The organism is Desulfobacula sp. (assembly GCF_014237455.1).
Classification (GTDB): Bacteria; Desulfobacterota; Desulfobacteria; order Desulfobacterales; family Desulfobacteraceae; genus Desulfobacula.
Genome location: NZ_JABZFL010000084.1, coordinates 1 through 14,009 on the forward strand (window position 1 = coordinate 1; position 14,009 = coordinate 14,009).

At 41.0% G+C, this 14,009-nt stretch carries 14 protein-coding genes; 7 read left to right on the top strand and 7 right to left on the bottom strand.

The genetic code is table 11. The features are described from left to right. Together HGJ91_RS12225 and HGJ91_RS12230 are read right to left on the bottom strand one after the other, a co-directional pair. The coding region (locus tag HGJ91_RS12225; protein WP_291348044.1) for a polyketide synthase at positions 1-1,323 on the bottom strand (1,323 nt) is incomplete at its 3' end. 69 nt (positions 1,324-1,392) lie between these two features. Then, on the bottom strand, positions 1,393-2,127 hold the full coding sequence (locus tag HGJ91_RS12230; RefSeq protein WP_291348045.1) for a rhomboid family intramembrane serine protease: 735 nt from the start codon (positions 2,125-2,127) through the stop codon (positions 1,393-1,395). Positions 2,128-2,286: 159 nt separating this feature from the next. On the opposite strand from HGJ91_RS12230, the gene HGJ91_RS12235 reads away from it, so the two are divergent. Together HGJ91_RS12235 and HGJ91_RS12240 are read left to right on the top strand one after the other, a co-directional pair. After that, the gene (locus tag HGJ91_RS12235) at positions 2,287-2,901 is read left to right on the top strand and encodes a LysE family translocator (protein ID WP_291348046.1); all 615 of its coding nucleotides are present in this window, start codon (positions 2,287-2,289) and stop codon (positions 2,899-2,901) included. A gap of 211 nt (positions 2,902-3,112) precedes the next feature. Next, positions 3,113-5,239, top strand: a complete 2,127-nt coding sequence (locus tag HGJ91_RS12240) for an ATP-binding protein (protein ID WP_291348047.1) — start codon at positions 3,113-3,115, stop codon at positions 5,237-5,239. Positions 5,240-5,303: 64 nt separating this feature from the next. On the opposite strand, the gene HGJ91_RS12245 is transcribed toward HGJ91_RS12240, so the two are convergent. Further along, complete coding sequence (locus HGJ91_RS12245; protein ID WP_291348048.1) at positions 5,304-5,846, bottom strand: hypothetical protein; 543 nt, start codon at positions 5,844-5,846, stop codon at positions 5,304-5,306. 104 nt (positions 5,847-5,950) lie between these two features. Here HGJ91_RS12245 and HGJ91_RS12250 point away from each other — a divergent pair, with 104 nt between their 5' ends. The 4 genes from HGJ91_RS12250 to HGJ91_RS12265 are packed head-to-tail and all read left to right on the top strand — an operon-like array spanning position 5,951 to position 8,003. Further along, complete coding sequence (locus HGJ91_RS12250) at positions 5,951-6,181, top strand: MoaD/ThiS family protein (RefSeq protein WP_291348049.1); 231 nt, start codon at positions 5,951-5,953, stop codon at positions 6,179-6,181. A gap of 3 nt (positions 6,182-6,184) precedes the next feature. Further along, positions 6,185-6,892: a HesA/MoeB/ThiF family protein gene (locus tag HGJ91_RS12255; RefSeq protein WP_291348050.1), complete on the top strand. Its 708-nt coding sequence runs from the start codon at positions 6,185-6,187 to the stop codon at positions 6,890-6,892. A gap of 25 nt (positions 6,893-6,917) precedes the next feature. Then, the gene (locus HGJ91_RS12260; RefSeq protein ID WP_291348051.1) at positions 6,918-7,652 is read left to right on the top strand and encodes an NAD-dependent deacylase; all 735 of its coding nucleotides are present in this window, start codon (positions 6,918-6,920) and stop codon (positions 7,650-7,652) included. Between the two features lie 18 nt (positions 7,653-7,670). Continuing rightward, positions 7,671-8,003, top strand: a complete 333-nt coding sequence (locus tag HGJ91_RS12265; RefSeq protein WP_291348052.1) for a histidine triad nucleotide-binding protein — start codon at positions 7,671-7,673, stop codon at positions 8,001-8,003. Here HGJ91_RS12265 and HGJ91_RS12270 read toward each other — a convergent pair. After that, positions 7,976-8,953 (bottom strand): ABC transporter ATP-binding protein, encoded by a 978-nt coding sequence (locus tag HGJ91_RS12270; protein ID WP_291348053.1) that lies wholly within the window; start codon positions 8,951-8,953, stop codon positions 7,976-7,978. The two genes, HGJ91_RS12265 and HGJ91_RS12270, sit on opposite strands and share 28 nt — an antisense overlap. A 150-nt stretch (positions 8,954-9,103) precedes the next feature. On the opposite strand from HGJ91_RS12270, the gene HGJ91_RS12275 reads away from it, so the two are divergent. Next, positions 9,104-10,351: an FAD-binding oxidoreductase gene (locus tag HGJ91_RS12275; RefSeq protein WP_291348054.1), complete on the top strand. Its 1,248-nt coding sequence runs from the start codon at positions 9,104-9,106 to the stop codon at positions 10,349-10,351. Between the two features lie 105 nt (positions 10,352-10,456). Here the strand turns inward: HGJ91_RS12275 and HGJ91_RS12280 are convergent, their stop codons facing one another. The 3 genes from HGJ91_RS12280 to HGJ91_RS12290 all read right to left on the bottom strand — a co-directional run bounded on the left by HGJ91_RS12280 (position 10,457) and on the right by HGJ91_RS12290 (position 13,703). Further along, positions 10,457-10,657: a cold-shock protein gene (locus tag HGJ91_RS12280; RefSeq protein ID WP_291348055.1), complete on the bottom strand. Its 201-nt coding sequence runs from the start codon at positions 10,655-10,657 to the stop codon at positions 10,457-10,459. A gap of 184 nt (positions 10,658-10,841) precedes the next feature. Further along, positions 10,842-11,822 (bottom strand): ABC transporter ATP-binding protein, encoded by a 981-nt coding sequence (locus HGJ91_RS12285; protein ID WP_291348056.1) that lies wholly within the window; start codon positions 11,820-11,822, stop codon positions 10,842-10,844. Between the two features lie 6 nt (positions 11,823-11,828). Next, entirely contained in the window at positions 11,829-13,703 is a 1,875-nt protein-coding gene (locus HGJ91_RS12290; RefSeq protein WP_291348058.1) for an extracellular solute-binding protein, read from the bottom strand. Positions 13,704-14,009 lie beyond the last annotated feature (306 nt).

Here is a 14,009-nt window from a genome sequence, read left to right on the forward strand (position 1 = left end):
AAGATGGGCGTTGATTCCGCCAAACCCAAAAGCGCTGATCCCGGCCTTTCTTGTTGAATGGAGGGATTCAGGGTTCCAGTCTTCAACCTCGGTTTGAACCTTGATATGACTCTTATTTAGAATGCTTTTAGGGGAAGGCGCTGAATAATTCAATGAAGGTGGCAAGACCCCTTCATTCATTGAAAGAATAGTTTTTATAAACCCTGCTGCGCCTGCTGCTGTTAGAAGATGGCCGGTCATTGATTTGACAGATCCGATGGAAAGCTGTTTCTCCGGACAGTCAAATGCATCCAGCAGTGCATGTATGCTGGACAATTCCACCTGATCCCCCACAGGAGTGCCTGATCCGTGGCATTCCATGTACTGGATGTCTAAAGGGGACCAGGATGCCTGTTCATAGGCCTGGATCATGGCCCGAACCTGGCCTTCCTGTGCCGGTCCCACAAGGGTTCCTTCAATGTCATTGGATACCCCGGCACCCGTGATGACGGCATGGATCTTATCACCGGAGTTTATGGCATCTTCAAGCCGTTTCAACACAACAATGCCGGTTCCTTCTCCCACGACAAGTCCATCGGCATTTTTATCAAAGGGAGAACATCTGCCCGAGGGAGACAAAGCCTGCAGCTGTGTAAACCCGATCTGGGTATACAGTGAATCCGGCCGTGAAACTCCGCCGGCCACCATGATGTCCGCCTTTTTTAAATGAAGGTGTTCACAGGCAAGCTTGATGGAATATAAAGAGGATGCACAGGCAGCATCAAGGGTAAAGCTCCCGCCCTCAAACCCCATGGCCCTTGCAAGAATTGCAGCCGGAAGCGAAACAACTCCAGCACTTGAAAAATCCTTTGGAACAGGACCCTTATAACCATTATCGCAAAGAATCTGCCAGGAAATCAGAGAGGACGTGTCAGTGGGAAGGGCGATGGCAGCCAGGATAACACCGGTTCTCTTTTTATCCTTTTTTGTATGAGAGCATTGTAAAAAAGCATCCCTTCCTGCATGCAGAACAAGTTGATGCAAAGGATCAAGATTTGATAAAAGATCTTTATCTACAAAAAAATCATCAGGGTCAAAATGAAAATTTTCAATGAGGCCGGCTTTGTTGGAGACGGCTTTGTCAGGAAGCGTCTGATGCGAGATAAAATCGTTGACAGGCCCTATCCATCGATGATCCGGCACTGTGATAACCGAGTCTCTTTTATGGATAATATTGTCAAGGAATTGCCGGGTATCCAGGGCCCGGGGAAATACTCCGGCAACACCGACGACGGCTATTTTACCCACCTTTTTTAGCCTATGGTTTATTCTAGGGGTTTTCATAAGGGTTCATATAATTTAGAAACCGGCTGATTTCAAGAAAGCTTTGTAAAATTTGTGTAAAATTCAGATTCAGGAATAAATAAGAGAAAAGCCCTGTATCACTGATTTTGCCAAAAGCCATACCGTTATAACAACAAAGAAAATGGCGAATGATCTATCAAAAGCAGTTTCTTTTCTTTTTTCATTATATCCCAATATCCAGCCCAAAAAGATCCCGGCAAACAATCCGCCGGCGTGCCCCCAATTATTAATATTGGGCATGAGAAAACCGATCAGGGCAAGAGTAACAACCCAGCCCGAGGTCTGTTTGTATACCAGCTGCCCCCATTGTCCACCCCTTGATTTTCCGAAAAAAAGAGCCGCTCCGATCAGTCCGCAAAGCCCTGATGAAGCACCAATGGTCAGATAAACATTGCCAATATAGGACAATAAAAATCCTGCAATACCTGCCAGGGTATAGATGGAGAACATTCGAAACAGGCCGAATTCCTTCATCACTAAAGGGGCAAGAGTTTTCAGGGCCATCATGTTGAACAGAATATGGAGAAGCCCGCCGTGAAGCCAGTTGGCTGTAATCAGGGACCACCATGCATCAAATTTAACAATGGGCAGCCTTCCCGAGGCGCCAAGAAAACTTAATACATCCAGGGACGGGGTAAAGGCATAAAACGGATTAAGGGTCAGGATCATATTTTTGCCACTGTAAATCAGGCTGATAATAAACATGATAACATTGGTATAAATCATTGCCTTCAGGGCAAGATCAGGTGTAAGAAACGTGCCGTGTATTTTATAGTGTGTCATGATTGTCCGGGGTTATAAGGTGTATCCCAAATAAAGTCAATTGGGTAAAGTCAATATGGTTATTTTCAAAAATTATAACATTTTCAAAAATTATAACTTGAAAATAAACAATAATAGGGTAAAATCAACTTTTAAATTGAAGAATGATGAGGTATTAAGATGAGTCTGCTTTCTATTTTCAGTCTGGCCATAGCATTATTTGTCCTTGGTGTAACACCGGGTCCAGGCATGTTTGCCACAATTTCAAGGTCTCTTGCATCCGGCTTTGTTCCGTCCCTTGGGGTGATTGCAGGAATTGTCACCGGTGACATTATTTTTCTGGTATTTGCTATTCTGGGGTTGTCGGCCATTTCACAGGCCATGGGAAATTTTTTTATGGTGGTTAAGATTATTGGCGGGGCATACTTGATTTTTCTCGGGGTCAAAATCTGGAGTTCCAAACCTGTACCGGTCCAACAGGCTAATGGCAAAAAAGACACAAAGTATGGCAATTATTTTAGCGGCCTTGTTATTACCCTGTCAAATCCAAAAGTGATCCTGTTTTATTGCGGTTTTCTTCCCGCTTTCATGGACCTGCCTTCCTTGAGCAGTGTGGATATCTTTATTGCCACCACCACGGTTGCAATTGTTTTATCAAGTGTTCTGATGTTTTATGCTTACCTTGCCAACCGGGCAAGAGTGTTTTTTTCCAGTACGCGTTCTGTCAGGCGAATGAACAGAACTGCGGGCGGGGTGATGATTGCAACGGGGGTAGCTATAGCAGCAAAATCATGATTTCAGCTTTTATTCTCTGAAAGTTACCAAATGAAGTTTATTTTGGGAAATTCATTTGGCTTGCATCATAATATGTTGTATACTGATTATTATTAAAATTTGTTTGGAATATTAAATGCATTCTGGTGTTTTATGATTTGGGAGTGCAGACGAAGGCAAAGTGTCCTGCCCACAAGAAGTGAATTCATGTTTATATTAAAAGAGATTTCGTGTGACTGAGAAACCAACCTATAAAGAATTAGAAAATCATGTCCGTCAATTTGAAAAAGAATTCGCCCGGCAAAAACGATTTCAAAATATCAGCACCACCCTGTTTCAAATTTCCAAAGCCATCATCACCACCACCAGCATGGACAAACTGTACAAATCAATACACGGAGCGTTGAACTCGATCATCGATACCAGAAATTTTTACATCTCACTCTACGATAAGTCCAAAGACAGAGTAACTTTTCCTTATTGTGTCGATTCAGTGGATGAATCTTACCCGCCTGCAATCGAAATCAGCAAAACAGAGTCATTAACAGCCAAAGTCATCCAAACAGGTCAGCCTCTTTTGATTACTAAAGATGAAATACTCAGGCAGCGAGCTGAAAGCCGAAAAAAGGAGCCTGGATGTACACCATCGGAAGTCTGGCTTGGCGTACCCTTGAAAATTCAAGATGATATAATTGGAGTAATGGCGGTCCAAAGTTATAGTGATCCGAATCTTTATGATCAAACCGACATGGAAGTAATGGTTTCAGTTGCAGATCAAATTGCCATTGCTATTGACCGCAAACGGGCTGAGGCTGCATTGCGGGAAAGTGAATTTAGATATAGGATACTCGTAGAAAATGCTCATGAAGCTATTATTTCAACAGGTATTGATGGTGAACTTCTGATGTTGAATAAAACTGCTGCGGCTCACTTAGGAGGCGTACCGGAAGATTATGTCGGTAAGACACTCTGGGATGTTTTTCCAAAGGAAACAGCAGATGCGAGGATGGCAAACAATCTGACGATCATTCAATCCGGAAAAGCCTTGATCACAGAAGCCTCACTTCCATTTCAAGGGGAAAAGCATTGGTTCCAGACCACTGGACAAGCGGTCAGAAGCAATTCGGGAGATATTTTTGTGTTAAGCATTGCTACAGACATCACCAAATTGAAAAAGGCCCAGAAAGAGAAAATAAAGGCTCAGAAGATTGCAGGCGAACATGAAAAACTGGCATTGATTGGTCAGGTTGCAGGGAAAATGGCCCATGATTTTAATAATGTTCTGGCAATTATTATGGGGAATACTGAGCTCTCACTAATGGATTGTAAGGATGCAGAAGTCAAAAAGACACTTGAGTTAATATTTGAGCAGACCATGAGAGGAAAAAATTTAACAAAAAACCTGGTGGCATTTGCTAAAATTCAGGAACCAAAACAGAAATTTTTCAAGGTCAGTGACAAAATCACTTTTGTTTTGAATTTGATGAAAAAGGATCTGAAAGGCGTTGTACTAGTGAAGGACGATAAAGCTAATGTGCCAGAGCTGCTTGCTGATCCTGGAATGATAGAACATGCTTTAATAAACCTTGTGCAAAATTCAATTCATGCCCTAAGTATGGTTGGACAACCCAGAATTATTACTCGAACCTACTGTCTTGATGGTAATATTTGTTTTGAAATTGAAGATAACGGGTGTGGAATCCCCAAAAAACATCTGAAAAATATTTATGAGCCCTCTTTCACTTTAAAGGGAACTAGGGATGTGGCGGGTTCATATAAAACCGGTATTAAGGGAACCGGTTATGGAATGGCCAATGTAAAAAAATATATCGAGCAGCACAAAGGGACTATTTCAGTTAAATCAGAAATTGGTTCAGGTACGAAATTCACCATCAGTCTGCCAGTCATTAAAAAAGAATTAACAACTCAGGAAAAAGCAGAAATTCAAAAAGAAAGAATACATTTTGATAAATATATTCTTCTTGTAGAGGATGAGCCGGCAATATCAGGTGTACAGTATAAAATACTATCCCAGGATCCCTGTAACCATAAAGTTGATATCGCCAACGATGGACAGGTTGCAATGGATTTATTTAAAAGAAACAAATATGATTTGATAAGTCTGGACTATGTTCTTCCTGGGAAAATTAATGGCATGGATGTGTATCATCATATCAGAGAAACAAATAAAAAAATCCCCATATTGTTTATTTCCGGCAATATTGAATTTTTAGAATCCATAAAAGAATTGAAACAAAAAGATGTCAATATTGATCACCTGTCAAAGCCCTGTCAGAATAAGGATTATGTGAACAGCATAAACAGGTTACTGGAAAGAGTCTTGGCTGAACATGGCTAAAAAAATTACAGTATTCATTGTAACAGCATCGTATTTTTTACAGAAAGGCCCTCTTATAACAGCATCAGTTAAGTTTAATATCATCAATTTCCACGGTGTTTAAATACTCTTTCACAGCCCCCAGAGTCAGGGTAAACATCTTAGTGCCGCTTAAAATAGCAATGGCATCATCCTCACACTTACAGGCACTGGCAAAGGCCGGCCCCATAATATTGGCTGGATTTTGAGCCTCATCGGGGTTGTTCTGCATGATTTCCAGGTAAGTATTCAGCCGTTGCTTTAAGATGTCAAAATAATCAATGTGTTGACCGGTTGTTGTCTCTGTAAGATTGGATATGTTTTGAGATGTTTCTCTGATAAATTCCCAGAACATCTGTGTTAACGGCCCTTTATTTTTATCTGTGGCCGGCATGAAAAAGGAAATGGCCCAGCCAACACTCAGGATTTTTAAAATTTGAAGTTCATATTCTATGGCAGTCAGGTTTAAATTGCTGTTTTCAGGTATGGCAGCTAAAAGTTCTTTCAGGTCTGTTCTGTCAATGGCAAAGGCAGCCAGGTCCTGAGCCAGTTGCTGCACGGCAAGGGGCTCTTTTTTTTTATATTTCATGGGTCTCCGAGCTTTTCATTTAATTCATATACAAAATAATTCACTTATGGCATATAATGTATCATTTTAATAACAGCAGAAGCAAAAAGTGTAAACTTAAAATTATGATAAAGATAGACTTGAAGCTGTTTGTAACATTATCCAAATATCTCCCAAAAGACAGCGGGTGTCTTGAAATTCCTGAAGAAACCACTGTGGAAAAGCTTATTTTGGATGTTGGTATTCCTTTAGAGTTTGTGAAATTAATTTTTATCAATGGGAAGCGGCAGGATAGTAATTACCGATTAAAAAATAATGACAGGGTCGGGCTTTTCCCACCGGTTGGAGGTGGGTAGACCATGGCAACCTCAAAATTTGAAGGACGGTATGATAGAAATTTTAATACGCTTTCCCTTGAGGAACAAAAGATACTTGGCGCATCAGAAGTCGCTGTGATAGGGTTAGGCGGCCTTGGCGGAGGCGTATGTGAGATGCTGGCAAGGGTTGGAGTCGGCCATTTGACTCTGATTGACGGGGATTTTTTTGAATCCAGTAATTTAAACCGTCAACTCTTGAGTGAAGAACATCTGATAGGGATTCCCAAGGCGCAAGCGGCAAAAAACAGGGTAAATGCCATCAACTCCGAGGTCATTGTGAAGCATCTGGTTGAATACGTGGATGAATCCAACCTGTATGAACGGATAAAAAATGCGGATGTGGTTATGGACTGCCTGGATGCCATAGATACAAGATTCATGTTGCAAAAAACCGCCCAAAAAGCATCCATCCCCATAGTATTCGGCGCCATTGCAGGGGTTACCGGTCAGGTGACAACTATCTTTCCGGGAGATAAGGGATATGAATTGATATATGGGCAAAAAAGTCGGAAACAATCAAAAGGGGTCGAGACAAAGACCGGCAATATTGCTTATTGCGCGCTTTTTGTTGCAGCCCTTCAATCTTCTGAATGCCTGAAAATTTTGCTGGATCGCGGAGATATTCTTCGCAATAAACTGCTGATTGCAGAATTATGGACCAATACCTTTGATATCATGGATTTGGTCTGAATATATTTCAGGAGAGATCTTTTTTATGTATACCCAGGCAGCAAAGATTATTAAATCATCCAAACGGTGTGTTGCGTTTACAGGCGCAGGGATTTCCGTGGAAAGCGGCATCCCGCCGTTTCGAGGGGAAAATGGCCTTTGGAATAAATATGATCCCCAGACGTTTGACATCCAATATTTTTACAGTCATACAAAGCAGTCCTGGGAGGTGATCCGGGAAATTTTTTATGATCTGTTTGGAAAAGTCAGACCCAATGCAGCCCACTATGGTCTGGCAGAACTTGAGGCCAACAATATGTTAAGTTCGGTGATTACCCAGAATGTGGATAACCTGCATAAAGATGCGGGCAGTAAAATTGTCCATGAATTTCACGGGTCCTTAAAAAATCTTATCTGTCTGAACTGTAGGGCAAAATACGAGATTTTAGAGATTGACCTGAATGTTCTTCCCCCTGTGTGTAAAAAGTGTGACGGGATTTTAAAACCAGACGTGATTTTTTTCGGAGAAGCCATTCCCGAACCTGCAAAGACAAATTCATTTAATGAGACAAGAAAGGCAGACTGTTTTATTTTGATCGGAACCACAGGGACAGTGGCACCAGCAAACACAATTCCATCAGCAGCAAAATCAAATGGGGCCAAAATTATTGAAATAAATCCTTATGTGTCTGAATATACAAGGTCTGTTACTGATGTTTTTCTTGAGGAAAAGGCAAGTATTGCCATGGAAAAATTGATGGAAGAAATCGATAAATTATAATTGTTTAAAGGAGTTTTAATGTCCAGCGACTGCCTGTTTTGTAGAATTGTTAACCGGGAACTCCCGACCGAGTTTTTATATGAAGATGATGATTTTGTTGTTTTCAGAGATATCAATCCTGCAGCTCCGGTTCATGTGCTGCTGGTTCCCAAAAAGCATATCAGAAGTATTAATGACTTACAAAAAGAAGAGGGCTCAATTATTTCAGGCCTTTTCATGCTTGCCAAAGACATGGCAAAAGAGCAGGGTGTGAATGAATCCGGATATAAGTTGTTATTCAATGTTGAAAAAGGCGGTGGCCAGGTAATTTTTCATCTTCATCTTCATTTGATTGGCGGATGGAAAAGATGACATGCTGTTAAATGGTTTGGATCGTCTGCGGTTTTAAGCAGTTCAGGCTCTTTTTTGCGACAAATATTCTGGACATACTCACATCGGGTATTGAAGTTGCACCCAACAGGAGGATTCTCCACAGAAGGCACCTCTCCTTTCAAGACAATACCGGTTCGGCCAGATTCCGGGTCTGGTACGGGGATAGAAGATAAAAGAGCATTGGTATAAGGATGTTGCCCATTATTGTAGATATCATTTGCGTCCGCTATTTCAACAATTTTACCCAGATACATGACAGCAATTCTGTCTGCGACATGCTTTACAACAGATAAATCATGGGAGATAAAAACATATGTCAGCCCCATTGTCTGCTGGAGTTCGAGTAAAAGGTTTAAAATTTTGGATTGAACGGAAACATCCAATGCTGAAACCGGCTCATCACAAATAATGATTTCCGGTTCCAGGCTGATGGCTCTTGCGATACCGATTCTCTGGCGCTGGCCGCCTGAAAACTCATGGGGAAATTTAGACAGCATATCCGGTAAGAGACCGACACGTTCAATCAATCGATTGACGGTTGAATCCAGATTCCCGCTATTTTTGCCATGGATGATGTATTTTTCTTCTAGTATCTGTTTGACGGTCTGTCTGGGATCCAATGATTCAAACGGATCCTGAAAAATTATTTGCAAATTTAACGCAAGTTCTTTTTTCTGCTGTGAAGTGAGTTTGGAAACAATCCGACCTTTTATAATGACTTCCCCTTCCGATGGATTATAGAGTCCCATGAGACATCTGGCCAGGGTTGTTTTGCCGCATCCTGATTCTCCCACAACACCAAGGGTTTTGCCTTTATTCAGCATAAAAGAGACATCATCAAGTGCATATACCCAGCCTGTACGTCTTAAAAATACGCCGCCGGTCACAGGAAAATATTTTTTAAGATTTTTTACTTCAAGAATTGCCATATCATCCTTATTAAACTAAAAATTTTTATGGCTTATATATCATGATATACAAAATAAAATAAATATATCATTAATTAAATTGAAAATTAGTTAAAACAATTCTAATGTAGCGGTTGCATTATTTTCAACTGACCTTAAAGGATAGGTATAATGAAATCAAGTAATGATGTGATTATTGTTGGCGGTGGAATTATCGGTCTTGCCTGTGCTCATTATCTTATAGAAAAGAATATGTCCGTAAGAATTATTGAACAGGAGGTTATCGGTTCAGGGGCATCCCATGGAAATTGTGGTCTTTTATATTTTTCCGACGTCATTCCCCTGTGCGAACCGGGTGCGGTGCGCCATGAAATTTACAAAACAATACGGGGGACCTCTTCTCTTTATATCAAACCCCGCCTGGACACAAACCTGATCCTTTGGCTGTTGAAGTTTGCAGGCCATTGCACCCAGACACATATGAATGCTGGTGCGGCAGCTAAAAATGAAATCTTAAGATATTCTCTTTCGCTTTTTGATACGCTTTTTTCCCGATATACCCTTGATTGCGATTTTGAAAAAAAAGGAACCCTGATTTTATTTAAGAACAAAAAGCATTTTAAAGGGTATAACACCACGAATGCCTTCCTTGAAAAATATGGGTTTGGTGCCACCCCGCTTGACAGAGATGAAGCCCGAAAATTAGAGCCGGCCATCCATGAAGATGTGGCCGGTGCCTGGTATCATAAATTCATCTGGCATCTCAGGCCTGATATGCTGGTGGATGCCTGGAAAAATCTGTTGATCAAAAAAGGCCTGATTGTTGAAGAAAAGTGTAAACTGACGGGCTTTCATATCACTCATGGAAAAATAAAATCCGTAAACACCATAAAAGGTCAATTTAAGGCTGACTCCTTCATCCTTGCCACCGGAGCCTGGGCACCTGATATGGAAAAGCAGCTGAATCTGAAGATACCTGTTCAGCCGGGTAAAGGGTACAGCATTACCATGGAAAGGCCGGGTCAATCCTGTGATATTCCCTGTTATCTTTATGAAAAAAATATAGTGGCTACTCCCTGGAAAACAGGTTATAGACTTGGCGGTACCATGGAATTTTCAGGGTTTTCTGATGCGTTAAATAAAAAACGGATCGCAAGGCTTATCTCAGGTGCAAAACAATATTTAAGCCCTTCTGAGGGGCATCCTATAATTGAGGAATGGAGCGGACTTCGCCCAATGACCTATGATGATTTGCCCATTATTGACAGGTCTCCTTTCCAGAACAACCTGTTTATCGCTACCGGGCATGGAATGCTTGGGATAACCATGGCTACGGGCACAGGGAAAGCCGTCTGCGATATGATATGCAACGGCAATGCACAAATCGATCTTGCGCCTTTTTCCATGGATAGATTTTGATTTATTGTATCTGTCCGATTATATCCCGATTATATCTGTCTGGCGCTTTGAAACACAAAAAAAAAGGGTTTTCTATCCGTATTTTAAGAAAACCCCTTGAAGATTTTATTGAACAGTTACGTTAACTGCTGCCGGCCCTTTCTGGCCGTCTTCTACATCAAAAGTGACTTTATCGCCTTCATTAAGTGATTTAAAGCCATTCCCATTGATACCTGAATGATGAACAAATACATCCGGTCCATCTTCCTGCTCGATAAAGCCGTATCCTTTTGAATCGTTAAACCATTTTACAATCCCATTTGCCATTGTGACTTTCTCCTTACTTAAAATAAATAATATAGTTTCAAACTTAAGGTCTTGCCACTTTAACAGATGGGTCTTCCCTTTAGAACGAAACTGCAAGCCTTTATCCAAGAGGCTTTGTTGAGTATTATTGACTTTGATTTGAAAAATCAAGGATTATTTTAAATATGCTCTTTTTTTTATGAATTCATATATTCACCAAATGGCATGCTGCTGTATGATTTCGTCCCACATTTCGCTCCAGCGGGACTGTTTCTCGGCAGATATCCTCAACCAATGGACACCGGCTTGCAAACCTGCAGCCTTCCGGCATATCCAATAACGACGGGACATTGCCCTTAATTGTCGGAAGAATGGTTTTGGGTTCTTTGGCAAGTGAAGGAATTGATGTTAACAATCCTTTGGTATACGGATGCTTTGGATGTTTAAAGAGTGTCGTAACCTCAGCCCTTTCAGCAATCCTTCCCGCATACATAATAACAACATCGTCACAATTTTCTGCAATAACTCCTAAATCATGGGTAATCAAAATCACAGACATTTCTGATTCTCTCTGAAGGGATTTAATCAAATCCAGAATCTGGGCCTGGACGGTTACATCCAATGCTGTGGTGGGTTCATCTGCTATAAGAATATCAGGTTCACATGCCAGTGACATGGCGATCATTACCCGTTGCCTCATACCACCGGAAAGCTGGTGGGGATATTTTCTCATCACCTTGTCAGGATCAGGTATGCCCACTTTTTCCAGCATTGTGACAGCGGCTGTTGTCATTTCACCAAAAGACAACTCAGAAAAATGAAGTTTATAAATTTCAATCATCTGCTTGCCGATCCCATGGACCGGGTTCAAGGCTGTCATGGGCTCTTGAAAAATCATGGAAATTTTTTTACCTCGGATATGATGTATGTCACTTACCGGCAGGTCAAAAATATTTTGATCGTTAAATATTGCCTTGCCCTGAACAATCCGTGAAATCGGTTTTGGTAAAAGTCTCATGATACTGAGAGCCGTAACACTTTTGCCGCATCCAGACTCTCCTGCAATGCCAAGGATTTTGCCTTTTTTAAGTTGAAAATCCACCTGCTCAACTGCCCGTACTACACCCTGTTCAGTATGAAATTCAATTACAAGATCCCTGACATCTAAAATAATCGGCTTATCCATAATGGCTTACTCCACCTTGAACCGTTTATTCACAATGACAACCGGTTGAAAGACCCTGTCTTTTTTCATGGCAGTGAGGGTTTTTTCCTTTTTTTCGGCATTAATCCAGAAAAGCCCCCCTGTTGTCGTTGAGAAAGGATCAAACAGGCTGTCAGATCGTTTGGTTCCATGGAAATCGGGAAGCTCAAGCCATCTCCAGTATCCCAATCTGACATAGGGAACCATAAACGTGGGTACAAAAGCGCCGGTTTCATGGATGGCAGCCTGTATTTTTATGGACAGCTCTATTCTTTCTTCTTCATTCAGGCTTGCCCTGTATTTATCAATCAGCTCGTCCAGTTCGGGATCATCCGTGTTGGTAATATTATTGGTCTGGGGTTTATGGGCATTGTCAGAATGCCACCCCTGCCAATAAGAGGGTCTTATGTTTGTACTCCATCCCATCCATGCAACATCATGCTTTTTTTCCAAAAATTTTTTAAACATTGCAGTGGAATCAAGGCGTTCAAGCAGCAGTTCAATTCCTGCTTTTAATGCCTCTTCTTTAAGCACCACAAGCCTGGGCGTATGTTCTTCATAGCTATAGGTAACCTTAACAGAAAATCTTGTTTCCTCCTTTTGCCAGACACCGTCACTCCCCCTTGTCCAGCCGGCAGACATCATTAAGTTTTTTACTTTTTTAATATCATAACTTCTTGGTTTTATCCCATAATCGGTATATTCCCCATACCCGAAAAAAGCCTGGGCCAGTCTGAAATAATCTCCCCTTAACACTTTGTTGATGACTTTTTCAATATTCATTGCATGGGCAAATGCATAACACAGGCGCCTGTCTTTGAATATTTCCTTATCCTGATTAAGCCACATTCCCTGGGCCGATCTCTCCTGGTCATTAAAAAACCAGATTTTATTGATATACCCTTTTTGAAACAAAGAAATGTTTGATTTTTCATGCCAGTATTTGGGCATTGTCAGGCCAAAGGCATCGAGTTTACCTTTTTTAAAATATTCCCATTGAAGGTTAACATCCCGGATGACATCAAACACAACAGTATCAACATTGAACCGGTTTTTCAGATATGTCTTGTCTTTAGCCCACCAGTCTTTTTTTCTTTTGAATTTAATAAATTTTCCTTTTTTAAATTCACTGATCTGATAGGCTCCTGTATTGGGAACAATCTCCCAATTATATTTTTGAACAAATGTTTCATCAAGCGCACCAAAATAGTGTTTTGGTGTGGGTGATATTCCCAGTTTCAAGTAAAGATCCGGTACGGCTTTTGTACTTTTTACCCCAATGGTATAGTCATCATAGACCATGACCGCTTCTATTTCTTTTGTATAGTAATCGTTATACCAGGGAGCAATGATATACTCAGAGCGCATAAATTCAAGGGTATAGGCATAGTCCCATGCCGTAACCGGTTTGCCGTCCGACCATCTGGCATTTTTATCCAGCTTGAAGTACATGGTTTTCTTATCATCCCCAAAGGCCCAGTGCGTAGCAAGTTCAGGAATAATATGGTCTGTATTGGGATGAATATTGATCAATGATAGTTGGTTGTCTAAAATAGCGCTTCGAAACGAGCCGTTTGAATCCGGTCCGACCACCCTGAACGTCATGGGAAAGCTTGTGACAGCAGAATGAAGAATTCCGCCTTTGACTGCCTTTTCAGATGAAAAAACCGGATCTGATTCATTTGTCATCCACTTAATATTACCGGGTAAAATTGCATATTCTTTTTTCCCCTCAGGGGTGACAATCTTTTTTGATCCGGGTTGTTCTTTCTGGCTGTTTTTTTGTGTATCATTGTCCCCACAGCCTGTCAGATAAAAACAGAACAGCAATATCAGGGCAAGCCTCATCGTTTTAGATTTCATTTTTGCTCCGGCATTTCAAATTGATCTCACAATTAAAACTCAAAACTCCCATCTCCATACCAGATTAAAGTATTGATAATCAACTTTTGTTTTCCCTGAAGGGTCAGATAAAGCTGTTTTCAAGGCATTTTCCAATGAACTGTTTCTTGAACAGGTTTCTGAATCACCCGGGAGGACAACAGGGGCCTTGTTAATTAATAAATTAAACCTTCAGCTTTGCTGATGGTCCAAGCTTTGCTTTGCGGGTAAGTGAGAGATTTACAAAAACAGAATACCTCCTTAAAAAGGGTTTGTGGAGACCCTAAA